The sequence below is a fragment of the Nitrospira japonica genome, from assembly GCF_900169565.1.
In the GTDB taxonomy this organism is placed as follows: domain Bacteria; phylum Nitrospirota; class Nitrospiria; order Nitrospirales; family Nitrospiraceae; genus Nitrospira_C; species Nitrospira_C japonica_A.
This window is the reverse complement of record NZ_LT828648.1, coordinates 2,024,735-2,049,677: the sequence shown is the minus strand read 5'-3', so window position 1 is coordinate 2,049,677 and position 24,943 is coordinate 2,024,735. Positions and strand designations below refer to the sequence as shown.

The 24,943-nt window shown below is 62.4% G+C and carries 16 protein-coding genes; 9 read left to right on the top strand and 7 right to left on the bottom strand.

Annotated features, from left to right (window positions below):
- Positions 1 to 13 precede the first annotated feature (13 nt).
- The 5 genes from NSJP_RS09840 to NSJP_RS09820 all read left to right on the top strand — a co-directional run bounded on the left by NSJP_RS09840 (position 14) and on the right by NSJP_RS09820 (position 8,225).
- A complete protein-coding gene (locus tag NSJP_RS09840; protein WP_080886737.1) occupies positions 14 to 1,843 on the top strand; it encodes a MutS family DNA mismatch repair protein in 1,830 nt (609 codons plus the stop codon).
- Positions 1,844 to 1,892: 49 nt separating this feature from the next.
- A complete protein-coding gene (locus NSJP_RS09835; protein ID WP_080886736.1) occupies positions 1,893 to 5,306 on the top strand; it encodes an acyl-[ACP]--phospholipid O-acyltransferase in 3,414 nt (1,137 codons plus the stop codon).
- 1 nt (position 5,307) lies between these two features.
- Entirely contained in the window at positions 5,308 to 6,300 is a 993-nt protein-coding gene (locus tag NSJP_RS09830) for an amidohydrolase family protein (RefSeq protein ID WP_080886735.1), read from the top strand.
- Between the two features lie 81 nt (positions 6,301 to 6,381).
- A complete protein-coding gene (locus NSJP_RS09825; protein WP_080886734.1) occupies positions 6,382 to 6,879 on the top strand; it encodes an RNA polymerase sigma factor in 498 nt (165 codons plus the stop codon).
- A gap of 47 nt (positions 6,880 to 6,926) precedes the next feature.
- The gene (locus NSJP_RS09820; protein ID WP_080886733.1) at positions 6,927 to 8,225 is read left to right on the top strand and encodes a hypothetical protein; all 1,299 of its coding nucleotides are present in this window, start codon (positions 6,927 to 6,929) and stop codon (positions 8,223 to 8,225) included.
- Between the two features lie 23 nt (positions 8,226 to 8,248).
- Here the strand turns inward: NSJP_RS09820 and NSJP_RS20120 are convergent, their stop codons facing one another.
- The 4 genes from NSJP_RS20120 to NSJP_RS09800 all read right to left on the bottom strand — a co-directional run bounded on the left by NSJP_RS20120 (position 8,249) and on the right by NSJP_RS09800 (position 11,537).
- Positions 8,249 to 8,704: a class I SAM-dependent methyltransferase gene (locus NSJP_RS20120; RefSeq protein ID WP_080886732.1), complete on the bottom strand. Its 456-nt coding sequence runs from the start codon at positions 8,702 to 8,704 to the stop codon at positions 8,249 to 8,251.
- 33 nt (positions 8,705 to 8,737) lie between these two features.
- Positions 8,738 to 9,403: a class I SAM-dependent methyltransferase gene (locus tag NSJP_RS09810; protein WP_080886731.1), complete on the bottom strand. Its 666-nt coding sequence runs from the start codon at positions 9,401 to 9,403 to the stop codon at positions 8,738 to 8,740.
- A 113-nt stretch (positions 9,404 to 9,516) separates the two neighbouring features.
- On the bottom strand, positions 9,517 to 10,974 hold the full coding sequence (locus NSJP_RS09805) for a catalase (RefSeq protein ID WP_080886730.1): 1,458 nt from the start codon (positions 10,972 to 10,974) through the stop codon (positions 9,517 to 9,519).
- A 92-nt stretch (positions 10,975 to 11,066) separates the two neighbouring features.
- Entirely contained in the window at positions 11,067 to 11,537 is a 471-nt protein-coding gene (locus tag NSJP_RS09800) for a nuclear transport factor 2 family protein (protein ID WP_080886729.1), read from the bottom strand.
- 324 nt (positions 11,538 to 11,861) lie between these two features.
- Here NSJP_RS09800 and NSJP_RS09795 point away from each other — a divergent pair, with 324 nt between their 5' ends.
- Positions 11,862 to 14,072 carry a DUF2330 domain-containing protein gene (locus NSJP_RS09795; RefSeq protein WP_080886728.1) on the top strand — a complete coding sequence of 737 codons (2,211 nt, stop codon included), beginning with the start codon at positions 11,862 to 11,864 and terminating at the stop codon, positions 14,070 to 14,072.
- 102 nt (positions 14,073 to 14,174) lie between these two features.
- Entirely contained in the window at positions 14,175 to 15,017 is an 843-nt protein-coding gene (locus NSJP_RS09790; RefSeq protein WP_080886727.1) for a universal stress protein, read from the top strand.
- 45 nt (positions 15,018 to 15,062) lie between these two features.
- Here NSJP_RS09790 and NSJP_RS09785 read toward each other — a convergent pair whose 3' ends face one another.
- Together NSJP_RS09785 and NSJP_RS09780 are read right to left on the bottom strand one after the other, a co-directional pair.
- A complete protein-coding gene (locus tag NSJP_RS09785) occupies positions 15,063 to 19,403 on the bottom strand; it encodes a DEAD/DEAH box helicase (RefSeq protein WP_080886726.1) in 4,341 nt (1,446 codons plus the stop codon).
- Positions 19,404 to 19,445: 42 nt separating this feature from the next.
- Entirely contained in the window at positions 19,446 to 21,113 is a 1,668-nt protein-coding gene (locus NSJP_RS09780; protein WP_172834264.1) for a putative Ig domain-containing protein, read from the bottom strand.
- A 125-nt stretch (positions 21,114 to 21,238) separates the two neighbouring features.
- On the opposite strand from NSJP_RS09780, the gene NSJP_RS09765 reads away from it, so the two are divergent.
- Positions 21,239 to 22,024, top strand: coding sequence for a Rossmann-fold NAD(P)-binding domain-containing protein (locus NSJP_RS09765; protein WP_155970047.1), 786 nt, complete (start codon positions 21,239 to 21,241; stop codon positions 22,022 to 22,024).
- Positions 22,025 to 22,088: 64 nt separating this feature from the next.
- Here the strand turns inward: NSJP_RS09765 and NSJP_RS09760 are convergent, their stop codons facing one another.
- Positions 22,089 to 23,606 (bottom strand): CPBP family intramembrane glutamic endopeptidase, encoded by a 1,518-nt coding sequence (locus tag NSJP_RS09760; RefSeq protein ID WP_080886721.1) that lies wholly within the window; start codon positions 23,604 to 23,606, stop codon positions 22,089 to 22,091.
- Between the two features lie 146 nt (positions 23,607 to 23,752).
- Here NSJP_RS09760 and NSJP_RS09755 point away from each other — a divergent pair, with 146 nt between their 5' ends.
- Complete coding sequence (locus tag NSJP_RS09755; protein ID WP_080886720.1) at positions 23,753 to 24,940, top strand: pyridoxal-phosphate-dependent aminotransferase family protein; 1,188 nt, start codon at positions 23,753 to 23,755, stop codon at positions 24,938 to 24,940.
- The last annotated feature ends 3 nt before the right edge of the window (positions 24,941 to 24,943 follow it).

Here is a 24,943-nt window from a genome sequence, read left to right as displayed (position 1 = left end):
GGTCCCATCACCTATGACGGCATTCTCGCGCGCAGCCCAACTGCAGCGGCTTCTGGGCCAGATTGATCGCCTGATTGCGCGGGGCGCAAGAGCCAGCTCAGCCTACACGAAGTGGCGCCTGGCGATCTTCCTCACCGGCCTGGTCTGCACGGTCACGCTCTATAAGACCGCCTGGTATCAGACCGGCAACCTGGCCTTGGGCGGGTTCGTCGCATTGTTCGTGCTGGTGGCCTCCAATCATAGCAGGCTTGAGCAGCGGATTCACAGACTGCGCCTGTGGCATACGCTCAAGTCGGTCCACTTGGCACGGATCAGGCTGGACTGGTCCGCCGTGCCATTGCCTCCGGGAAGCCGTCCGGAGTCACATGCCTATGCCAATGATCTCGATTTGACCGGCCCGCATTCCCTGCTGCATCTGATCGACACCACCGTTTCGGACCACGGACGCGATCGTCTGACCTCATGGCTGTTGACGCAGCCGCCGTCCGAGGCGCAATGGGAGGCTCGCCGGCGCCTCGTTCAAGAATTGACCCCGAGATCGCTCTTTCGAGACCGTCTCCTGCTCGCCTCGCGCCTGACAGGCGAGCAGGAGATCAACGGCCGCCGCCTCGCCGCCGTGCTCGCCCACCCGGTCGGATTTCCCAGGCTCTCGCTGATCCTGGCCATCCAGGCGACGCTCGCCGTCATGACCCTGTTCTTGGGTGTCGGGGCATTGCTGGGTTGGCTGCCTGGTTATTGGATGTTTACGTTCGGCGCCTACGCCGTGATCTATCTGATGACGGATCAGGGAGAGGAACTGTTGGAACACGCCGTCGGCCTGCACGGCGAAATGGAGCGTCTGGGAGTGGTGCTCGGCTATTTGGAACGCCACGCGCGCGGACGCCGGTCGGCACTCGGCGACGCCTGCGCGCCGCTCATGCACGGCCGGCGCGGCCCATCGGCATCGGTGAAGCGGGCCGCCAGAGCCCTTCACGGCGTCAGCGTCAAAGCGCATCCGTTGATTCACCTGGCCGTGAACGCATTCTGCCCGTGGGATTTGTGGTTCACCAGGCAATTGCGCGGCATACAGGAGGACATCGCGCGGCAGCTTCCCGTCTGGCTCGATCGGCTGGCGGAGGTCGAAGCCGCATCGGCATTGGCGACCTTCGCCTTCCTGCATCCGACTTATGTCTGGCCGTCGCGAACCGCCGACACGGCCGTCCGTGCCTCCTCCCTGGCTCACCCGCTCATCCCGGCCGGACACCGCGTCGCCAACGATCTCGAGTTGGCCGGCCTCGGCTCCATCCATCTGATTACCGGCTCCAATATGTCGGGCAAGAGCACGTTCCTGAGAACCATCGGCATCAACCTGTGTCTGGCACAGGCAGGCGCTCCGGTCTGCGCCGAGCGTCTCGACTGGTCGCCGGTCCGGCTCGCCTGCTGCATCCGGGTGGACGATTCCCTCGATGCAGGCCTCTCCTTTTTCTATGCCGAGGTCAAACGCCTCAAGACCATCCTCGACGCAATCCGGGACGACACCGCGCCGCCGGTCCTGTTTCTCATCGACGAAATCTTCAAGGGCACGAACAACCGGGAACGGCTGATCGGCAGCCGGGCCTATATCACGGCCCTCTCGACCGGAAACGGCTTCGGGCTTGTGAGCACGCACGATCTGGAATTGACGGATCTGGAGAAGGACATTGCGTCTCTGATCAACGCCCATTTTCAGGAGACGGTGACAGGCGGCGCCCTGTCGTTCGACTACATACTTCGCCCCGGGCCCTGCCCGACGACCAACGCGCTGAAGATCATGGAGATGGAAGGATTGCCGGTGCATCAGGAAGAACCCGATCGCCGGCTTTGATCTTTGCCGCGTCTTCCTCCATAGTAGGCAGACCGAAACTTCAAACCTCATGACCGATCCCTCTCGCCACTCCCTCCGCGGACTCCTGATCGCCCAGTTCTGCGGGGCATTCAACGACAACGCCTGGAAGTTGATGGTCGCGCTGCTGAGCATTCGCCAACTGTCGGCGGTTCTTGAGCCCGGCCCGGAACTCGAAGCGGCTTCCCAGGCGCAAACGACGCTCGCATTCGTCGTCTTTACGCTCCCCCTTGCCCTGGTCTCCCTCGTCGCCGGACTTCTTGCAGACCGGGTCAGCAAGCGTACCGTCATCATCGTCATGAAGAGTGTGGAAATGCTCTTGATGGCGACCGCCACGCTGGCCCTCTGGCTCAATCCGGCCGGTGGCATACTGCCGCTGGTTGTGCTCGGAGGTATGGGGGTGCACAGCGCACTATTCAGTCCGGCCAAGTACGGCATCCTCGCCGAGTTGGTGCCGCACGAGCGGCTGGCGGCCGGGAACGGGCGACTGGAGATGTGGACGTTCCTCGCGATCCTCACCGGCACCGCAGCCCCCGGCATCTTGATGTCCCTCACGGGGGATGCGCTATGGCTCGCACCTCTGGCTTTGTTCGGGCTGTCGATCGTCGGCTTCACCGCGGCCTGGGCAATTCCCCGTGTCCCTCCGGCACGCGCACACGGAGGTCTCGCCGATACGCTGGGCGGCGCCTGGTCGGCGCTTTCCAAGGACCGCATGCTGCGCCTGGCGGTCACGGGGGCCGTGTTCTTCTGGACCATCGCCAGCCTGTTCGCCCAGGACATTCTCGTCTATGCCAAAGCGGTACTGGGGGTCTCCGATTGGCAGTCCGGATTGCCCCTCATGATGCTGTCGATCGGCATCGGCATCGGAGCGCGGTTGGCGGGCCGTCTCTCGCAGGGCCGCGTGGAGTACGGACTGATCCCGCTGGGCGCGCTCGGCGTGGCGGTCATGCTCAGCGCCGTCGGCCTGTTCGCACCGGGTCTCGGAGTCACACTGGCCATGATGGTGGTGTTGGGGACGTCCAGCGCGCTGATCTTCGTGCCGCTGAACGCCCTGATTCAGTGGCGGGCTCCGGCGGACCGTCGTGGATCGGTCATCGCGTTCGAAAACACTTGTGTATTCACCGGCATCCTTCTGGGATCCCTCGGCGCCGGCGCGCTCGCCGCCGGCGGCGTATCCACAACCGGGATCTTCCTGGCCACGGCGGCGCTGACCGTCGTCGGAACCGGATGGGCGCTGTACCTGTTACCCGAGGCGCTGCTGCGCGTCATCCTCGTGATCGCGACCAATACCCTCTATCGGCTCCGGATCCGCGGGCATGAGCAGATCCCGGTCTCGGGCGGCGCATTGCTGGTTCCCAACCACGTCTCGTTCGTCGACGGCTTTCTGCTGATCGCCAGTCTCGATCGCCCCGTCCGTTTCCTGGTGGACCAGCGGTACGCGGACCAGGCGCTCCTCAAGCCCTTCATGAAACGCCTCGGCGTGATCCCCATCTCGTCGGAGGGTGGATTGCGGGTGGTCCTGCGCGCGCTGCGCGAGGCCGGCACGGCGATCGAGCGGGGGGAGTTGGTCTGCGTGTTTCCAGAAGGACAGATCACGCGAACGGGCACGCTGCTGCCGTTCCGCCGCGGATTCGAGCGCATCATGAAGGGTCGCACGGCTCCCATCATTCCGGTGCATCTGGACCGAGTCTGGGGAAGTATTTTCAGTTTCAACAATGGCCGGGTTCTGTGGAAGCGGCCGGAGCAACTGCCTTACCCCGTCACCGTCTCTTTCGGCAGGCCGATGCCGCCGGAGACCGACATCCGCGGCATCCGCCAGGCCATTCGCGCCCTGGGTGAAGAGGCCTGGTACCTGCGCAAGCGCGACCGCCTCCCGCTCCACCGGCAGTTCATCAAGGCCGCGCGGCGCCATCCATTCCGCTTCGCGATGGCCGACCAACAACGACCGCACGTGTCCTACTTCCAGGCGCTGATCGGTTCGATCGTGCTGGCCAGACGCCTCAGCCGTGAATGGCAGGGGCAGGAGCGGGTCGGCGTGCTGCTGCCGCCGACCGTGGCGGCGGCACTGGTGAACGTCGCGGCGCCGCTGTGCGGCAAGACCACCGTCAATCTGAACTATACGGTCGGCAAGACCGGGCTGGAGGCAGCCGTACGGATGGCCGGCATCCGCACCATCGTCAGCAGCAAGCTCTTCGTCGAGAAAGCGAAGCTCGCCCTGCCGGACGGCCCGGACGTCATCTGGCTGGAGGACCTGCGCGGGAGCATCAGGACTGCGCAGAAAGCGGTCGCCACGATCCTGGCCCTGGCGCCGGCCCGCCTGATCGAACGGGCTTGTGGTGCCGGAGCGCCGTTGTCGATGGACGATCTGACCACGATCATTTTCAGCAGCGGCAGCACGGGTGAACCGAAGGGCGTCATGCTGTCCCATTTCTCGGTGGACGCCAATGCCCAGGCCGCCAGCCAAGTGCTTCATCTGTTCGAACAGGAGCGGGTGCTCGGCATCCTGCCCTTCTTCCATTCGTTCGGCTATCTGGTCTTCTGGCTCGTCATGTTCAATAACGCCGGCCTGGTCTTTCACCCTTCCCCGCTGGATGCCGCCGCGATCGGCGAATTGATCCGCCGATATCGGATCACGTTCCTGGTGACCACCCCGACCTTCCTGCAGCTCTATATGAAACGGTGCACGCCGGAGCAGTTCAGCTCCCTGCGCGTCATCCTGACCGGAGCGGAGAAGCTGCCGGCGCGGCTGACTCAGGCGGTGGAGGACAAGTTCGGCATCGGCCCGATCGAAGGGTACGGCGTCACGGAATGCTCGCCCGTCATCGCCGTCAATTGCCCGGACTACCGGGCGGCCGGATACTATCAACCCGGATCCCGCCGCGGGACTGTGGGGCAACCGCTGCCCGGCGTCTCCGTGCGGATCGTCGATCCTGACACCTTCGCGCCGTCGCCGGACGGCACGGCCGGCATGCTGCTCGTGAAGGGACCCAACGTGATGAAAGGCTACCTGGGCCGGGATGATCTCACCGCCCAATCCATGCGGGACGGCTGGTACATTACCGGCGACCTCGCGCTGCTCGATGACGACGGATTCCTGACCATCACCGACCGCCTGTCCCGCTTCTCGAAAATCGGCGGCGAGATGGTGCCTCACGGCAAGGTCGAGGAAGCGCTCCATCAGGCTGCAGGACTGGATACGCAGAGTTTCGCCGTCACGGGCATCCCGGACAGCCGAAAAGGCGAGCAACTGGTCGTGCTGCATACGGTGGACGAGGAAAACATCCCGTCGATTCTGGCCAAACTGGCCGCCGAGGGGTTGCCCAATCTCTTCATTCCGGCCCGCGGCAACTGCCTCAAAGTCGACGCGCTGCCGGTGTTGGGAACCGGGAAAATGGACCTGCGCAGCCTCAAACGCATGGCCATGGAGCGGCTCGGAGGAGGGTGACATGGAACCTTCCGGCAAATCCCTTATCGATTGCCATGTGCATTTGGCGGCGCTGCCGGAGGGCGACAACGGCTGCTACATTTCCACCGGCATGCTCAAGAGCCCGCTGTTCCGGTTTCTGCTGTGGAAACACTCCCTTCCCAAGGACGATCCGCGCGAGGCGAACCGGAAGTATCTGGACGATCTTTTGTCGGAGCTCACCGCCTCGCGTCACGTCGCCCGGGCGGTCCTGCTTGGCATGGACGGCGTCTACGACGGGAGCGGGCGACTGGATCTGCCGCGAACCGATTTTCTGATCGGCAACGACTATGTCCTGTCCACCGCCCGCCGCCATCCGCGGGAATTCCTGGCCGGCGTCTCGATCAATCCGCAGCGGCGCGACGCAGTGGATGAAATCCATCGCTGCGCCGACGCGGGCGCCGTGCTCGTCAAGGTTCTGCCGAACGCCCAGCAATTCGATCCGGCAGACCCCGCCCACATCCCGTTCTATCGCGCGCTGGCGGAACGGAAACTTCCGTTGCTCAGCCACGTGGGTTACGAATTCAGCCTGATCGGGAAGGACCAATCGCTCGGAGATCCGGATCGCCTCAGACTGGCGTTGGATCAGGGCGCCACGGTCATCGCCGCCCACGCCTGCAGCTACGGCCTCATGCTGTATGAAAAGTTCTTGCCGGTGCTTCAGGATTTCGCGAAACGATATCCCCAATTCTATGCCGATACATCGGCACTCACGCTGCCGAACCGGTTCCGCATGCTCCTGCATCTGCGCCGGCACCCGGAACTTCACAGCCATCTGTTGTTCGGCACCGACTATCCGTTGTCGGTCTTCCATCTGCCGGCCTGGGGACGGGTTTCACTCGGGAGGCTTCTGGACATCGTGAGAACGAAAAATCGGTTCGACCGGCAATACACGGTCTGCCGTGCACTGAGCGTCTCGTCACGATCGTTCGGCGATCTTTTGGCCGAATCGCAGCCGACCACGCCATCCGCCTGATGGACGGTGGAATGATGACATGTCGTCGTCCGCCGGCACTTGCCGGTTCCCACGTGCATGACGTGAACCGCTCGCTCGACCATGGATCGTGATCAGGCGCTCGAGGCGCTCCGCGAAAGGATTCTGGCCTTCGCGACATTGCGTGCCTCGAAGGATCTCGCCGAAGATCTGGCCCAGGACGTTCTGGTCGTGTTGCACGACAAGTATGCCCGGGTGACCGAGCTGACTGAGCTCGTTCCCCTGGCCTTCCAGATCCTGCGCTTCAAGATGTTGGATTTCCATCGCAAGGCGCTTCGTCGCGGCGAGTATAATCAAACATCCATCGACGATCTTCCCTTGGCGGATCCCGGCGATGATCCGGCCGTCCTCTTGGACCGCAGGCGAAGGGTCGATCGGCTGCTGGGGGCCATCGACCGGCTCGGCGAACGCTGCCGCGAGCTGTTCAGGTTGAAACTGGAGGGCGCATCTTTTCCGGATATCCAACGTCTGATGGGTCAGCGCTCGATCAATACCATCTATACCTGGGATCTGCGGTGCAGAAAGCAGCTGCTGCAACTGATGGGTGGAAATTGGGAATGAATGATGAAGGTGGAGTTCTTCGTTTTGAATGTTGAGTGTATTGCGTCATGAATGCCGATCTGGAAAAGCTGCTGGGCGCCTTCGCGACGGATACCCTTACGGAGGAGGAGCGGACGCGACTCTTTACCGCGGCCCTCGCAGACCAGCAGCTCTTCAATGTTTTGGCGGACGAACAAGCGCTGAAAGAATTACTGGCCGATCCGGAAGTTCGTCGCAGAGTGCTCCAGTCGCTCCGGCAGCCGAAGCCGTCAGCTTCCGGCGCGACCCTGTCCTGGTTCGACTGGGCCGTCAGACCGGCAACCCTCGGCATCGCCGGCGGTCTGAGCGCTGCGGTATTGGCCCTCGTGCTCGGAATCAGAATCTCTCAGGACAGCGTCATGACGGCGAGCCGTCAGCCCGTGACGGAAGACGCGCCTTCCATGGCCACACCGCCCTCCCCGATGATTCAACCGACACCGGCCGCTCCACCGAAGCAAGCCGAATCATCCGATGCACCGGCAACGCCCTCTCCGCCGCGACGGCATTCCCAGGCACCGGCCATGCCGTCGGGAGAACAGCACCAGGCCGAGCGACAGAAAAAGAACGCCGTTCCATCTTCCCGCGAGAAACGGGATGTTGAACCGCCTGCGCCTGCTCAGGTTCCGGCCGTGCCTGCTACGGCGCCAGGCGCCATGAGCTCGGTGCCGTCGGCAAGCGCCCGCGCGCTGTTTTATGCCGGCAGGTCACGTCGTTCCGACCAGTTGTCGACCACCTCAAACCAAGAACGAGACGCGCGAACCTCCGGAGCGTTCACGCCGCAAGCGGCCCGCCCGGAACGGAATATCGATCCCCTCACCACAAGGGACAAGACAGCCGGAGCGTCTGCGCTTCCAAAGCCGCTGGGGCTGCGCTACAGCTTCGTTCTACAGGAGACAAACGGGTCGCAGCGCGAAGTGGATGCCGCGACGGCCTCACACAGCTCGGGACTTGTGAGCCTTACCGTGGAGACCAACCAAGATGCCTATGTGCAGATTTGGAGGATCGAGCCTTCCTCCGACCCCGAACTGCTGTTTCCCGAAACGCTGACTGGTCAGATGTCCTTCACAATTATGGAGGGACACCGACACTTCATTCCGTTGTCGGCGGAGGCACGAACCGCTGGACTGACGGCTCTGGTATCACGAGCGCCCTTGGGACCGCTCAGAGCACAAGAGGCATCTCTGTTGGAAGCAGCAGCTCCGAATCAAACGCAGGAATCCATCACTTCAGAAGGAACGAGCGACTCACGGGAGCACGCCACCTACGTTGTCAATCAGAACTCGGCCGAGAGTGCCCGCGTGTCGGTCAGCGTTCTTCGCGGACGCTAACCAGAGTTTCTTTGCTGATTCCGCTATGAGGTTTTTTCGATCCAGAGGCTCCCGCCCGTATTTTTCATGGCAAGCGGAAGTATTTGTTCGAGGCGCGCCCTGTGGTGAATCGCCAAATATGAATTGAAGAACCGTATTCTGAACATTCTATTAAATTGGAGAAAGGCTCGGAGCACGTAGCATTCGTTCCATGCTCGCCCTTCTCGGATCCATTGTTCGGGATACTCAAAGGGCCAGAATATGTCGTGAAAATGCACGAGAACTCCTTTATGGAGCCTCGGCAGGACGTTTGTAAGAAGATGGGCGACGTCACTGCCGACCTTTGCGACGTGGGAAGAATCGATAAAGAGCATATCGTGAGCCTGGAGTGCATCAAACCGCTCGAGCGACACATTCTGAATCGAGTTCATGATGATTTCGTGCCGGCTCTTGTCGTCTTCGTTCATCAAGGATAAAAGGCGTTCAGGATAAGGATCCACAAAGTCAACGCCAGCCGGTTCCCGCCCCAAATCTCATTGGTATCCAACATCACGGCCGAGGAAAACCCTGAGCCGATCTCGATAATTCTCTGAGGTTGATAATGACGCATCAGTGTTGGTCTTGCCGACCACGTCTTCCGAAGCATAGGTGCCGTTGGTTTCGAGGAAGCGAGTCAGCACCTTGACCGACGAAATATTCGTATCGTCCACCCCCAGGATCCCCCCAATCTCGAGATGTTGATCGATGTAATGCCAGTCCAACGCCGGGAAGGGAAAGCCGTGGCAGCCGTCGATGAATCCCACGTCCACTTTCAAGTCAGGATCCAAGGACGCCAACCCGGTATCCGACGAATCCACGACGAAATTGAGCCGGTCCGTCGGAGCCCCAATGGATGTCAGATATTCCTGAATACGACGGCACTCGTCCGGTTTTGGATTCACGCAGATATGGCGGGCTCCGAGCGCGGCAAATGCGACGGTCGTATGCCCGCACCCTGTTTCGAGACTTCGATGATGCGGCTTTACGATCTTTGACAGATAGCGGAGCACGTCGGCATCAACGGCCCAATTCACTGGACCGGCCCTGAGGCCGAGAAATCCATATTCCTCCGCATCCCGTTGACTGACGAGATGAAGCAGGGGTTTATCGTGGATCAATTGGGAAATGAAGCGGTCTTCGGTCGCGCTGGTCTGGCTCATGGGATCGTCCTCCGGCAACAATTCAGCCCGAAGGGGGAGGTGCAGACGAGCGCAGTATAGGTCTGGCAGGCCGGCTAGAGGCCTAGGAAATCCCCTGGCCGGCCCTACGACGTCTAGCCCGACACGTCGGCCAATGAGATGCCCAACGCGTCGGCCACGCCTTTTCCATAGGCGCGATCGGCCTTCAGACAATTCTTGATATGCCGGATCTGAATCTCACGCGGCGCGCCGCCGACGGAGCGGGCGGTATTGCCGAAAAGCGTCTGCCGCTGCTCCTGCGTCATCAAGCGGAACAGCGCGCCCGGCTGCGAGTAATAGTCCGCGTCGTCCCGATGATTCCAATGGTCTGCCGCGCCTTCGAGGCTGAGCGGCGGCTCCGCATAGTCCGGCTGCTCGCGCCACTGGCCCTCGCTGTTCGGCTCATATCCCGGCGTGCCGCCGAAGTTGCCGTCGACGCGCATGGCCCCATCTCGATGATAGCTGTGCGCGGGGCAGCGCGGCGCATTGACCGGAATGAGATGATGGTTCACCCCAAGCCGGTAGCGCTGCGCGTCCCCGTAGGAGAACAACCGTCCCTGCAGCATCTTGTCCGGGGAGAATCCGATGCCAGGCACGATGCTGGCCGGATTGAAAGCCGACTGCTCCACCTCGGCAAAAAAGTTCTCGGGGTTCCGGTTCAATTCCATGACGCCCACGTCGATCAACGGATAGTCCTTGTGCGGCCAGACTTTGGTCAGATCGAACGGATGGTACGGGACCTTCGAGGCGTCGGCCTCCGGCATGACCTGCACCTTGAGGGTCCATTTCGGAAAGTCGCCCTTTTCGATGCTTTCATAGAGATCGCGCTGGTGACTTTCCCGGTCCTTGCCGACGATCGCTTCGGCCTCGGCATCGGTGAGATTCTTGATTCCCTGCTGGCACTTGAAATGGAATTTCACCCAGTATCGCCTGCGATCCGCGCTGATGAGGCTGAAGGTGTGCGAGCCGAAGCCGTGCATGTGCCGGTAACTCGCGGGAATCCCGCGCTCACTCATGACGATGGTGACCTGATGCAGCGCCTCGGGCAGGGAGGTCCAGAAGTCCCAATTGTTCTTCGCGCTCCGCATGTTGGTGCGGGGGTCACGCTTGACCGCATGGTTCAGGTCCGGAAACTTGAGCGGGTCCCGCAGGAAAAACACCGGGGTGTTGTTGCCGACCAAGTCCCAGTTGCCCTCGTCGGTGTAGAACTTGACGGCGAAGCCGCGGATGTCCCGTTCCGCGTCCGCGGCCCCGCGTTCACCGGCGACGGTCGTGAAGCGGGCGAACAACTCGGTTTTCTTGCCGACCTTTCCGAAGAGGCTCGCCCGCGTGTACTTGGTGATGTCGTGGGTGACGGTGAACGTGCCGTAGGCGCCGGATCCCTTGGCATGCATGCGCCGTTCGGGAATCACTTCACGGTCGAAATGCGCCAGTTTCTCCAGAAACCACACGTCCTGCAACAGCTGAGGCCCTCTGGGCCCCGCGGTCATGACGTGTTGATTGTGAGCCACGGGGCACCCCGCATTCGTCGTCAGTTTCTTCTCTTCGCTCATGCTGCTCGCCCTCCTCGATAGATGAATGAACGCGCCATCACACGTGCCCGATCAGCGTTACGCCGAACGACGGCGCACCGGGACGACCGGAGTCACAGGCCGAGATCGGACAGACTTGGATGCCCGTCCGGACGCCGCCCCGGAGTCCAGTGGTATTTTCGGTCCTTCTCGCCGATGGGCAGATCGTTGATGCTCGCGATCCGCCGGCGCATGAACCCCTGCTCGTCGAATTCCCAATTTTCGTTTCCGTAGGACCGGTACCACTGGCCGGTATCATCATGCCATTCATAGGCGAATCGAACCGCGATCCGGTTGTCGCGGAACGCCCAGAGCTCCTTGATGAGCCGATAGTCCAGCTCCTTATTCCACTTTCTGGTCAGAAACTCCACGATCGCCTCGCGCCCGCTGAAAAACTCCGCGCGATTGCGCCACACGCTGTCCGGAGTATAGGCCAGGGACACGCGGTGGGGATCGCGCGTGTTCCAAGCGTCCTCCGCCGCACGGACCTTCTGGGCGGCAGTGTGTTCATCGAACGGGGGTAGCGGCGGTCTGGGCGCTTCCATGTCAATCACTCCTGTCGTGAGGTGATGTGACCGGCGCGCGGGCAGATCCTGCCGGCACTGTCCCCCGGCCACGCGAGGCGATCTTGCGCGAGGCCAAATTCGTTGTCAACGCCGGACAGCACCTCAAGATAGCCATGCTGACGTCTTCAGGGACATCATCGTGTCCTTCACGAGCTGCATCGACCCGCCTCCCGGCTGCTCCCCCGGCTGGCTCCCATTGAGCGGTTCATTGGCAACCTCATGAGATTGCACGACTCGGACGGGTGAAAGGATGACGCCTCACGCGCCATACCGTGGATAGGACCACTATTGACGAGGTGCCGGATGAGCGTTCACGACGTCCTGTCCAGGTTTTCACCGCTCGATCCCCGCCTGTATCAGATCATCAGCCTGGGGACGCTGCTGTCGTACGGCCTGCTGTGGCTGCGTTTCGACGTCCCGGTGAGCCAGATCGCCGCCACGTTCGGAGCCGCCTTGCTGGCCCAATATGCCGGTACGCGATGGCATCGGCTGCCGTCATACGATCCGCTGAGTGCGATCGTATCGGCCGTGGGCCTTTGCATCTTTCTCCGCGCGAACGACCCTCTGACCGCCGCGCTGGCTTCTGCCCTCGCCATCGGCAGCAAGTTTCTCATCCGGCTGAACGGCAAACACCTGTTCAACCCGACCAATCTCGGTCTGACCGTCATGATGATTACGGGACTCGGCTGGATCTCTCCCGGCCAATGGGGCCAGGTCGCCTGGTTCGGGCTGTTGGTCGTCGGCTTTGGCAGCTTCGTGGTGACGCGGGCCGCCCGCGCGGACGTGACGCTGTCGTTTCTGGGGTTCTACGTCGGACTTCTGATCCTTCGCGCGCTCTGGCTCGGCGATCCGCTGACGATTCCGCTGCATCAGATCGAAAGCGGCACGTTGTTGATCTTTTCCTTCTTCATGATCACCGACCCGAAAACGACGCCGGATTCCCGTGCCGGAAGGCTACTCTTCACGGCGCTGGTCGCCCTCTGCGCCTTTGCCACGCAGTATGCCCTCCATCGGCCGCACGGGATACTCTGGGGACTGCTTGCCTGCTCCCCGCTCGTGCCTCTCATTGATCGGCTGTGTCCAGGCTCGCGGTATGACTGGTCCACACCATCGACCGGAACCCTCGCCTCTCCGAACACCGTATTCCTTTCACCTTCACCAAAGGAGATTTGTATGGCCCGGCCTCTCATGCTCGCGCTCGCACTCATCACCGGCTTACTCGCATCGAACGGCACCGCTTCCGCCTTCTGCGGCTTCTATGTCGGCAAGGCCGACACCAAGCTCTTCAACAAGGCCTCAGAAGTAGTCGTTGCCCGTCATGCCGACAAGACCGTCCTCACGATGGCGAACGATTTCAAAGGCGACGTCAAGGAGTTCGCGCTGGTCGTCCCCATGCCGGCCGTGCTGCAGAAGGACCAGATCCACATCGGTCAGCCCGCAGTCCTGAAACACCTGGCCGACTATTCGGCGCCGAGACTGGTCGAATACTTCGACGAGAACCCCTGCGTACGATACGAACTCCTGGAGCGCAGAATGGACGCCATGAAAAGCCAGGCCCCTGCTGCGGCACCGAACCGCGAGCGTGAGCGGGCGCTGGGCGTGACGGTCGAGGCTCAGTATCAGGTCGGCGAATACGACATCCTGCTTCTATCGGCCAAGGAGAGTGCAGGCCTTGAGACCTGGCTCACGGAGAACGGCTATCGCATTCCCACAGGTGCTTCGGCCGTCCTGCACAGTTATCTGAAGCAGGATATGAAATTCTTCGTCGCCAAAGTCAATCTGGGCGAGCAGGCCAAACTGGGCTTGACGCATCTGCGGCCGCTGCAGATCGCGTTCGCGTCCCCGAAGTTCATGCTGCCGATCCGCCTCGGAACGGTGAACGCCGAGAGTTCCCAGGAACTGTTCGTCTATTTTTTGACGAAACAGGGCCGCGTGGAAACGACGAACTATCGGACGGTGCGCTTGCCCGCGGCTCAGGAACTTCCGTTGTACGTCAGGGATCGGTTCGGCGATTTTTATCGCGATCTGTTTACGCAACAGGTCAAACGCGAGGACGAGCGAGGCGTCTTTGTAGAATATGCCTGGGACATGACCTGGTGTGATCCCTGTGCCGCCGATCCCCTCTCGGAAGAGGAACTGCGAAGCCTCGGCGTCTTCTGGCAGGAATCCTCCGGGCAGGCATCCAAAGCACCTCAAGCGCGCAGCGTCTTTCTGACACGCTTGCACGTCCGCTATGACGCCGCTCACTTTCCTGAGGACCTGCTCTTTCAGGAAACGTCGGACCGGTCGAATTTCCAGGCCCGGTACATTCTCAGGCATCCCTGGACCGGGACGGACGACTGTCAGGCCGCAATCGCCTACCGGCGGCAACTGCCCGAACGACACGAACGGCAGGCCGAGACGCTCGCGACGCTGACCGGCTGGAACATCGCCGAGATCCGGAAAGCCATGAACCTCACCGCCGCCGCCATACCCGACAAAGACGCCTGGTATCGGTGGTTGTGGAACGACTGACCACCGGGGCCCGGAGGCCGTCGGCCTCCGGGCCCGCCTTCGGACGGCGCGTTGATTTCTCAGAAAGCTTTCCGGCATCGAAAATCCTCATGCTATAGTCGCATGATGTCGAACGAATCACCCCAATCGGGCCTCTCTTTTCGCCAAATCTTCCATCCGACGGATCGCGCCGCCAGGGAGCAGGCTGCGTTTGCCCACGCATTGAAACTGACCTGTCTGGCGCAGGCCAATCTGACGATCATGCATGTCGGCCCCGAGGACTTCGACGATTTTCCCCGCGTCCGGCCGATGCTGCAGAAATGGGGCCTGTTGCCGGAGGGAAGCGCCAAAGAGGATGTCACCAGACTGGGCATGCATATCAGCAAGGTGCGGGCCTTGGCCGACCATGCGGCTGCGGCCATTCTCCGACAACTGACCCTCCAGCCCGCCGATCTGCTGGTGATGTCGACCCACCAGCGGGAAGGGCTGGCCCGTCTGACCCATGAGGCAGTGGCCGAACCGGTCGCGCGCGGCGCTCACGTCAAGACCTTGTTCGTTCCGGCTGGAATAGAAGGGTTTGTCTCGGCCCAGACCGGTGCCGTCAAGCTGGAGCGGATTCTCGTTCCCGTCGCCCGCCATCCCGATCCTCAACCGGCGATCGACGCGGCGGTCGAATTGGCCGGAGCGCTCGGCGCGGAAAAGGTCCTGTTCGAGCTGGTCTACCTGGGAGACGAAACGACCTTTCCTAAAATCAACAAGCCGGCTCAACCGGGCTGGAGATGGGAACGGCTGATTGCCAAGGGTCATGCCGTGGATTGGATCGTGGCTGCCGGGCAGGATTTCGACGTGGACTTGATCGTGATGACGACGGCAGGACACCATAGCGTGATCGACATGCTGAGAGGCAGCACTACCGAGCGCGTCTTACGGGCCGCGCGATCCCCCCTCCTCGCCATTCCCGCATGAAGACCTTCGCGGATCGATCCTCCGGACACGCTGTCTTCACCTGCCTTACGCCCTATGACCTGCTTCCTTGAGGTCAGGGCCCCATTCTACGACCCGCTCGCGCCCGAGGATCGTCCGGACGACCGTCCCCTCTCTGAGAATGAGAAAATTCGTGGGAACGGCCGGTACCCGTGGTCCGGGCAAAATCACGCCCGCAAGGTTGAGGGGATCGCAGGCCGAGAGTCGAATCTCGGCCGAAGCCGTCTGGCTTCCGGCTGTTCTCCCGGCCCGCAGTGCCTCCACGGCCTCCGGTAATGCGAACTGCTCACCGGTAAAGCCTTCGACAAACCGCCCGCCACGAACTTCACCCTTCAGTTCCATGCGCCGGTACACCACGAGAAGATCCCGCCAGGCGGTGACCAGGGACTCCCGCATCAGGAGATCCCGAAACACGATGCCGTACCGGCGAAGGAGCTGCCGCGCGGTCGCCTCGTTTCTGCCCTTCTGACGGTCGGAAGACGGTGATGGATCCGGAGGTGGCATCGGCGCATGACGCAAGAGCGACCAACGCCCGGGCGCATGCCTGGGTCTGCGGCTTCGCTCGCGCCCTTCCGCGCGGCGCCGGCGCGGATCCATCAATGCGCGCAAATTGTAGAATCCGTCGGCCGTGACGACTCCAGCCGCCGCGAGCTCCCAGAGCCCCTCCTCGACTTCCGCCGGCAGATGACGGCTCATGCGGACGAGATCGGCAAAGAAGCAGGCGCCTCGATCGCCAAGCAGCCTGCGGAGGTCTTGAGCCACGGCGCTCAGTCCCGTCAAGGCATCCGGTCTTGCGGGTCCTTCCTCCGGAACCTCCAACAGCCATTCGGCATCGTCCCGCGGGAACACACCGATCGTGGCCAGTTTGGTCGGTACGATCCGTCGGACAGGCTCTTGCTCCGCTGTCGCGCCGACCTTCGGCGCAAGGCGAGGATGGAGAGACAGCCTCCCCCAACTCACTGCGCCGCTCAGGCAAAGCCGGTCCAACAGCTCCGGCTCATACTTGGCCATGCGCACACGCAACAGATGCGTCTCCCACGATGAAGCCGCCGCTTCAAAACCAGCCAGCTGCCTGACAGTCTCCAGCAGCCCGGCTTCCCCATGACGGCGGGCGCCTCCGGCGACGTGCTGCCATTGCAACAGGAACCGCATGAACTCCGACGCCGTAACTGGCTGCACCTCCTTCCGGAGCCTACCCACCGTGAGCCGATGGATACGGGCCAGCAGACGTCGATGGCACCACTCGGGCCCCGGAACGGCGCCCGATCCTTGACCGTTGAATTGCACATCTTCACTTGAAGGGAGAGACCTGAACCGTCCGCGGATGACTTGGCCCTGAGCTTCGAGCCTCAGCATCGCCGCCTCCACCCGATCGTGTGGAAGCAGCAACCGACTCGCGAGTTCACCGGTCGTCGTAGGACCGATGGACTCCATCCATCCCTGTACCACCGCATCCAGACTTTCATCGTCTCCCGCCGTGAACATGTTCTCGACGGACTCACGATGCTCGGTTGCAACCCATCCGCAGGTCTTGATCCCTTCGTGCAATTGACAGTCGCCGCTCATAGACAGCTCCACGGCCCTGCCGTCCGTCGCCAGGACCGGAAAAAACGAACCCCAGCGCGAAGCTTCCGGTCCCGGGATCCATACCAGCGTCAGCAGCGCGTCGTGCAGTTCGTCGGCATCCCGCACGATCGGCCAGGCTTCCCGCGCCACCTCTTCGATCGCAGATTGGTCGAGCGCCCCGACGTCCGAGGCCAGATCGACCGGAAGGGTTCGGCGTAATTCCACGGCCCTGGCTCTCCGTTCTTCCAATGGAGCATCGTCCAGAAAGGCGTAGGGATTCGCATTCAGAATCTCGTGAGAGAACGGCGAGGGCGACGGCGTCTCGACCGCCACGCAGACGATCCGGCCGGCTTCGATCCGGCGCAACACTTCAATCAGTCCGTCGAGATCCATGGCTTCGCTCAGGCAGTCCCGCAACGTCTCCTGCACCATCGGATGATCGGGAATCTGCCTCGTTCGTTCTCCGACCATGTTGTCTTGACAGGCGAGAGCGTCGGGAAACACCGCGCCCAGGAGGTCCTCGGCCTTCATCCGTTGGATCTGGGGCGGCACCTTTTTGCCCTTCATGAACCGCAGCAGCGCCAGAGAGCGGGACACGTTCCACCTCCAGCGCGTGGCGAACATGGGCGCAGCCAAAACCGCCTGGATGAGCACATCCCGGACCGTGTTGGAATGGAGGAATCCGAATACCGACCCCAACGGAAAACTGTGTTTTTCACCGAGTGAAATCACGAGACCGTTGTCGGTGGCCGCCGCCTGCAATTCGAAGTCGAACGTGACGCAGAACCGTTTGCGGAGCGCGAGCCCCCAGGCGCGGTTGATACGTCCCCCGAACGGCGCATGGAGAACCAACTGCATGCCGCCGCTCTCGTCGAAGAACCGCTCGGCAATAATCGTATCCTGAGTCGGAACCAAGCCGAGACTCGCCCGCCCGGCCGCGACGTAGTCGACTGCCTGCTGGGCCCCCCGTTGATCGAGGCCGCACTCCCGGTTCAGCCATTGCAGAACAGACCGGGAACCTCCGTGCGGTCCATCCGAACGATTGAGCCGATCGATCTCAAATCGAACCGACGCCACCTCCGCCGACAGCTCCGCCGTTCTGGAGGGTGCTTCCCCCCTCCAGAATGGAATATTCGGCGGCGCGCCCTGCGCGTCCTCCACGCGGACCTTGCCCATCTCCACACCCTTGATCCGCCAGGACGTGTTGCCGAGCAACATGATGTCGCCCGCCAGACTTTCGACCGCGAAATCCTCGTCGACCGAGCCGACGACCGTTCCGTTCGGTTCGGCGACCACCGCATAGTTGGCCGTATCGGGTATCGCTCCGCCCGACGTGATGGCGGCAAGACGCGCCCCGCGCCTTCCCTTGATCCGATGGTTGACCCGGTCGTGATAGAGATAGGCCTGTCCCCTGCCTCGATGGGTCGCGATGCCGTCGGCCAGCATGCGCACCACCGCATCGAACGTCCGGCGTTCCAAGGCGCTATACGGATCGGCCCGGCGGACCAGCGCCAGCAACTCGTCCTCGGTCCAGGTTTGGGTTGCCGCCGCGGCGACAAGCTGCTGGGCCAGGATGTCGACCGGGGCCTCCGGCACCACGATCCGGTCCAGCGCCCCGCCCTTGACGGCCCTGATGACCGCAGCACACTCGAGAAGATCGTCGCGTGTGGTCGCGAACAGCCGCCCCTTTGGAACAGCCTTGATCCAGTGACCGGCACGGCCGATGCGCTGCAGACCCGTCGCGATCGCGCGCGGGGAGCCGATTTGGCACACCAGATCGACGGTCCCGACGTCGATGCCCAGTTCCAGGGAGGCGGTCGCCACCACCACGCGAGTCTTGCCAGACTTCAGCCGCTCTTCCGCCGACAAGCGAATCTGCCGCGACAGGCTGCCGTGATGCGCCGCAACGGCGTCCGGCCCCAGATCTTGCAGCCGCTCCTCCAGGTGATGCGAAACCCGTTCTGCCAGTCGTCTCGTATTGACGAAGACGAGCGTTGACCGGTGCTCCCGCACAAGGGTCGCCAGCCGGTCATAGATGTCCGACCACAGCGCATTCGTCGCCACGCCGCTCAATTCGTCCTTCGGCACTTCCACGGCGATGTCCATCGTGCGCCGGTGGCCGACGTCGATCACGGTGGGCAGGGGGCGATCTCCGACGAGAAACCGGGCGACCGTTTCGATCGGCCGCTGGGTCGCGGACAACCCGATGCGCTGCGGAGATCGCGCCGTCAAGGCTTCCAGCCGCTCCAACGACAACGCCAGGTGCGCGCCCCGCTTGTTGGGCGCCACGGCATGGATTTCATCCACGATGACGGTTCGAACGGTGTGCAACAACCGGCGGCTCTTTTCCGCGGTCAATAGAATAAACAGCGATTCGGGCGTCGTGACCAGGATGTGCGGGGGCTGCTTGAGCATTTGCTGCCGGTCGGCCATCGGCGTGTCGCCGGTCCGCACCAGCACGCGCAATTCCGGAAGCAGGATCCCTGCTTCCAGCGCGGCCTGGCCGATTTCCGCCAGAGGCCGCTGGAGATTCTTCTGCACGTCGTTGCTCAATGCCTTCAACGGGGATATGTAGAGGACCTCGGTCCGGTCTTCGAGCTCGCGGGCGAGAGCCTGCGTGAACAGCCGGTCGATGCAGGAAAGAAAGGCCGCAAACGTCTTACCGGAACCGGTCGGCGCAGCGATCAACGCGTGGTGTCCCGACTGAATGGCGGGCCATGCTTCTGTCTGGACATCGGTCGGCACGCCGACCGACGCGGCAAACCAGCGGGCGATGAGGGGATGGAAGCGGGACAGCGGCATGGCCTGTTGATGCTACCATGCCAAAGAAGCGAGCTCTAGCGGCTAGGGAAGGGCGCGGACGTAAATGTCGGTCAGTGCCACCGGCGGGGTCGTGGCCAGATCGGAAGCCTGAGAAGAAAAGGCGACAAATCCGCCGGTGCTGTTCATCGAAGGATTGTCGCTGGGAGCGTTGCCCGGATCGTTCGAGTTGCTATTGTCCTGCGAGGCCAGACTTGTCTGATTCACTTGCCGATCACGGACATAAATCTGTTGCCCGGTCAGCGCGGGAACGCCCGGCGCGAGCAGGTTCGTGCCGGTCGATACGAATGCGACGAACCGGCCGCCCGAACTGATGGATGGAGTCCGGCTGAGGGCATTGCCCGGATTCGCCGCCGCGTTGTTGTCTGCCGAAACCAGGCTCGTCAGACTCGAGTTCCGATCGCGCACGTACACCTGTTGGCCTGTGACCGACGGAGTGCCCGGCTGCAGCAGATTGGTCGCGAGCGAATCAAATGCGACGATCAGGCCATCGCCGCTGATCGACGGGGTGCCGCTGGCTCCATTGCCCGGATTCGGCGTCACGTTGTTGTCCACCGACACCAGGCTCGTCTGGTTGAGTTGCCGGTCCCGGATATAGATCTGCTGGCCGGCCGGGACGCTCGGCGTTCCCGGAGCCAAGAGATTCGTCGCTTGGGAGACAAAGGCGACAACGAGGCCGGCTCCACTGATCGACGGAGCACTGCTCGGACCATTGCCCGGATTGGGCGTCACGTTGTTGTCCACCGATACCAGGCTCGTCTGGTTGAGTTGCCGGTCCCGGACATAGATCTGCTGCCCGGCCGGGACGGCCGGTGTTCCCGGAGCCAAGAGATTCGTCGCTTGCGACACGAAGGCCACGAACCGGCCGTCTGTGCTGATGGCGGGAGCGCTGCTGGCTCCGTTGCCTGGATTCGGCGTCGCACTGTTATCCACCGATACGAGGCTCGTGAGTCCCGTCTGCCGATCCCGGACGTAGATCTGCTGGCCGGTGACGGCAGAGGCCGGCGCCAGAAGGTTCGTCGATGAGGAGACAAAGGCCACGAACCGGCCGTCCGTGCTGGTGGCGGGAGCGGTGCTGGCTCCGTTGCCTTGGGTGACGGTTCCGCTGTTGTCGAGCGAGATGAGTTCGATCTGATTGTTCTGCCGATTATGCAAGTACACCTGAGTTCCATTGACTCCGGAAATGAAATTCGTCGAGGCGGACACGAACGCCACCGCGTTCCCATTCCCGCTCAGGGAAGGAGCCGAGCTCTGGCCGTTTCCGGCGTTTCCATTATTATCGACCGATACTCGATCCGTCCTTGGGTGCACGGCAAACGATACAGGCCCGGTGGCGGTGTTACCGTTGCTGTCCCGTACCGTAAATGTCGCGGTGGAATTGCCGGCGGCAGTGGGAGTGCCGGTGATGGCGCCGGTCGCCGTATTGCTCAAGGTCAATCCGGCCGGAAGCGCTCCGCCGAAAAGCGACCAGGTGAACGGCGCCGTTCCGCCGGTCGTGGCGAGCGTGACGGAATAGGGGTTTCCAATGATGCCGAATGGCGCCGTGGTCGTCGTGATAGTGAAGGAGCCCGAGGAACCCGAGCCGCCTGAACCTCCGTCGTCGCCAGGGCAACCCGGGAGCAGCAATACCAGCAGACACAGCGTCGAAAGCTGTGCGATAGACCGCAAGGCATTGACGGGTCGCAGGATCATGCTATTGGAGTGGCAGCCGGACATGCACTGATGGCATGGGCGCATTATACTCTTGGCTTTCCGGATTGCACGAAGAAGCAGCAAACCGTCTCTTGCAGGGAACGTTCAAGGAAGGGCTCGTTCGCATGACTCGAGGTACCGTCGTCGTTTTGGGAGCGGGATATACCGGCCGCAGGCTCATCGCAAGATTGACCCAGACGTCCAGACCATTTTTTGCCACGAGCCGCGATCCGGACCGGCACCTGGCGATGCTGCCCCCATCGCAACGCCTGAATTTCGATCTGCATCGACCGGAAACCTGGGCCACGATCCCGGCCCAAGCCGACATCGTCTGGTGCTTCCCGGCCGCCCCGGTCGATCTCGTCCGCGCCTGTGCGGAAGTCCTGAAGACCGGAACAGGCCGTATGGTGGTGCTCGGCAGCACGTCGGCCTACGACACCGACGACACACGCCTCTATCCGCCGCCCTGGCTCGATGAAACCGCGCCGATCGATCTGAGTCAACCGCGCGTCCAAGGGGAGGAATACCTCCGCAATGAACTGGGGGCCGTCATCTTGCGTGTCGCCGGCATCTATGGAGAGGATCGCAATCCCCTCAACTGGATTAGATCCGGCAGGGTCGGCCCGTCGCGGCGGTTCGTGAATCTGATTCACGTGGAGGACCTGGCGGATATCTGCCTGCTGGCGCTGGAGAAGGGTACAAGGGGGGAGATATACAACGTCAGCGACGGCACGCCTCGGACATGGGAACAAATCTGTCTCGTGGCTCGTGAGCGCTGGGGCGTCTCCTCACCAGCCGAAACCACGGCGCGGGAGCCGGGCAAACGGATCGACGCCAGGAAGCTTCGCGAGACATTGCATGCACCGCTTCGCCATCCCGATCTGTATGAAGCGTTGGGTGTATTGTCGTGAGACTACTGACGCGCTTTCTTCCCGCGGATCGTGGAAACGAAGACGCATCGGAAGATTGTTCGTTCTATCGAAGCAGGGCCATGACCGCCAGGCACACGAGCAGATTGTTGATGGCATGGGCCAGAATCCCAGGCAATAGGCTTCCGGTTCTTTCGTAGATCCAGGCCCAGAGCACGCCGCTCCAGCAGACGCTGACGAGACCCAGCACCCCGTATCCGTGCGCGATACCGAAAATCCCCGCGCTGATGAGCGCGGCGGGAAGAAAGCGGAACTTCCGGCGCAGAATGGCAAACAGCAGACCGCGGAACGCCAGCTCCTCGAAGATCGGGGCAAAGACGACATATTCGATCAAGCTGACGAAGGTCTGGGGCGGCGAACCCCACACCAGCTCCGCGTCGAACCACTCGGTCCAATGGCTCGTCCATTGCCAGTGCTCCGCCAGACGATCCATCGCCCATTCGCCCCAGAGTCCCGCGGCCACCACGGCAACCACCGCGGCGGCAAGGCGACCGAGCCGGTTCCACGGTACGTCGAGACCAAAGCCCTCATCGAAACTCAGTCCGGATGGACGGAACAAATGGTAGTAGGCCAGAAGCAGGAGGGGCACGTTCGACATCGGAATGGCCAACGCCCGGAGGGAGGCATTCTCGGGCGGCATATAGAAGAGAAACATCGCCGTGAACAAGGCTCCGAGAGCTCCGCCGCGCAGGAGGACCGCGGCTCCGACTCCCCCGGGCCATGGCGGAGGAACGCCGATCGAATGGAGCCGAATCGGATCCGTGTCCCTCTTGCGGGTCAGCCAGACCCGGATCAGGACAACCGTGCCGAAGAGCATGGCTAGCAGCTCGACGAACGTCAGTTTCCAGGAAAGATTGAACATGCGGTCGGCGCGGGCGGTGCTCGAGGCTTGAATCGAGGAGGCGAGTTCCTGATTACCGGCCTTCATGGCCAGTCGTTCAGCCAGACGATCATAAAACCAGCCGGCAGGAAGCAACTCGGCCGCCTCGGCCTGAAACCGATCGAGCGACTCCCGATCGGGGGTCGTCCCCTCGGCATAAGCGGCGCGGATCAATCGAGCCGCCTGTGGAAATGGTTCGTCCAGACGATCCCATTCGTGCGCCGAGAGGAGCGCTTGGGATACCTGCGCCGACTCGGCCTGTAAGACGGCCAGTTGGAGCGGCACGACCGGATCTTCAGATACCTGCGCCAGTTCGCGATACCACGTGATGGCCTGCAGCCTCTCGGATTCGCTATCTCCCGTGATCCAGGCCAGCACGAGCTGCTTCCATTCCGGTGCCCGGCGGAGCCCCTCCTGCGCGTCCATCGTCCGACTCACCATGCGGGCAAGTGCGGCTTCCGGTGCATCCATCCGATCGAGTTTGGGAATTGAAAGTGAGAGCCACACCACGGACGTCAAGGCCAGGACCAGGAACACAGCCGCCAGGACACTGATCACGGGAGAGAATCGATGGGAATACTCTCCTACGGGAGGAGGAACGTCCGTGGCGCGCCACCAGGACGAGGTGTCGGGCTGCGGGGGCGGAACAGAATCCGGAATAATGGTATTCGACTGAGCGTCCATCGCGATGTGACTATAACATGGCAATTTTTCACCTCGAAACCCCTCGGAATAGTTATGAGGCGCGTCCGGGTCAGCATGTTTCCCATGGCCTCAGACTTCGGAACTTCGCTATACTGCCGCTCGCCAATCGAGGTAGGGGTAATCGGATGGTCACTCGTGAGTTCATACCTCCCAGGCGGCTGCTGCTCGGTCCGGGACCGAGCCAGGTCCATCCCCGTGTTCTGCGCGCCATGTCCGCCCCTGTCATCGGGCACCTCGATCCGGCGTTCCTGGCCATGATGAACGACGTTCAGTCATTGCTGCGCAATACATTCCAGACCGGCAACCGCTTTACGATCGCCATATCGGGAACCGGGTCTGCCGGCATGGAAGCGGCGATCGTCAATGCCGTGGAGCCGGGCGAGACGGTCCTGGTCGGAGTCAACGGCATCTTCGGCACGAGACTCGTCGAGGTGACGGAGCGTTGTGGAGGGAAGGCGATCCGTCTCGAAGCCCCGTGGGGCAGCGCCATCGACCCGCAGGCCGTGGAACAGGTACTTCGGCGTTCCGGACCGGTCAAGGCCATCGCCATGGTACAGGCAGAGACCTCGACGGGATGCTGGCAGCCCCTCGAAGCGATCGCACAATTGGCCAAGCAGCACGACGCCTTGCTGATCGTGGACGCCGTGACGTCCTTGGGCGGGATTCCGGTGGACGTCGATGCCGCAGGGATCGACATCTGCTACAGCGCCACGCAGAAATGCCTGAGCTGCCCTCCGGGCTTGGCCCCGTTCACCATCAGCGAACGCGCGCTGGCCGCCGTCACGCGCCGCCGCACCCGTTGCCAAAGTTGGTATCTCGACATGAAGCTCGTGGCAGAGTACTGGACCGAAGGAACCAGAACTTACCATCACACCGCGCCGATCTCCATGCTGTACGCATTGCGAGAAGCCCTGCGCCTCGTCGAGGAAGAGGGACTTCCCGCCCGCTTTGCCCGGCATCATTTGAACAGCAATGCGTTGCTGACCGGGCTCCTCGAACTGGGCTTGCCCCCCCTGGCTCAACCGGGGCAACGGCTTCCCATGCTGAACTGCGTCACCGTTCCGGATGTCATCCCGGAAGCCGAGGTCCGAGCCCGACTGTTGAACCGTTACGGCATCGAGATCGGCGGAGGGCTCGGGCCGCTCAAGGGCAAGGTGTGGCGCATCGGACTGATGGGAGAGTCTTCGACTGAAGCGCACGTCCTGCGGCTGTTGAATGCCCTGGAAGAATTGTTTATTGAAGGCGGCTGGTTGACGACACCCGGCCTGGCGGTCGGGGCAGCGTCCCGGATCTACAGCCGCGCGAATCCTTAGCCT

Coding starts and splice junctions, on each gene's coding strand:
- NSJP_RS09785 (WP_080886726.1), bottom strand. CDS start 19,403: ATGCCGCTGTCCCGCTTCCATCCCCTCATCGCCCGCTGGTTTGCCGCG.
- NSJP_RS09800 (WP_080886729.1), bottom strand. CDS start 11,537: ATGGAAGCGCCCAGACCGCCGCTACCCCCGTTCGATGAACACACTGCC.
- NSJP_RS09795 (WP_080886728.1), top strand. CDS start 11,862: ATGAGCGTTCACGACGTCCTGTCCAGGTTTTCACCGCTCGATCCCCGC.
- NSJP_RS09810 (WP_080886731.1), bottom strand. CDS start 9,403: ATGAGCCAGACCAGCGCGACCGAAGACCGCTTCATTTCCCAATTGATC.
- NSJP_RS09765 (WP_155970047.1), top strand. CDS start 21,239: ATGACTCGAGGTACCGTCGTCGTTTTGGGAGCGGGATATACCGGCCGC.
- NSJP_RS09835 (WP_080886736.1), top strand. CDS start 1,893: ATGACCGATCCCTCTCGCCACTCCCTCCGCGGACTCCTGATCGCCCAG.
- NSJP_RS09825 (WP_080886734.1), top strand. CDS start 6,382: ATGGATCGTGATCAGGCGCTCGAGGCGCTCCGCGAAAGGATTCTGGCC.
- NSJP_RS09805 (WP_080886730.1), bottom strand. CDS start 10,974: ATGAGCGAAGAGAAGAAACTGACGACGAATGCGGGGTGCCCCGTGGCT.
- NSJP_RS09755 (WP_080886720.1), top strand. CDS start 23,753: ATGGTCACTCGTGAGTTCATACCTCCCAGGCGGCTGCTGCTCGGTCCG.
- NSJP_RS09840 (WP_080886737.1), top strand. CDS start 14: ATGACGGCATTCTCGCGCGCAGCCCAACTGCAGCGGCTTCTGGGCCAG.
- NSJP_RS09790 (WP_080886727.1), top strand. CDS start 14,175: ATGATGTCGAACGAATCACCCCAATCGGGCCTCTCTTTTCGCCAAATC.
- NSJP_RS09780 (WP_172834264.1), bottom strand. CDS start 21,113: ATGATCCTGCGACCCGTCAATGCCTTGCGGTCTATCGCACAGCTTTCG.
- NSJP_RS09820 (WP_080886733.1), top strand. CDS start 6,927: ATGAATGCCGATCTGGAAAAGCTGCTGGGCGCCTTCGCGACGGATACC.
- NSJP_RS09760 (WP_080886721.1), bottom strand. CDS start 23,606: ATGGACGCTCAGTCGAATACCATTATTCCGGATTCTGTTCCGCCCCCG.
- NSJP_RS09830 (WP_080886735.1), top strand. CDS start 5,308: ATGGAACCTTCCGGCAAATCCCTTATCGATTGCCATGTGCATTTGGCG.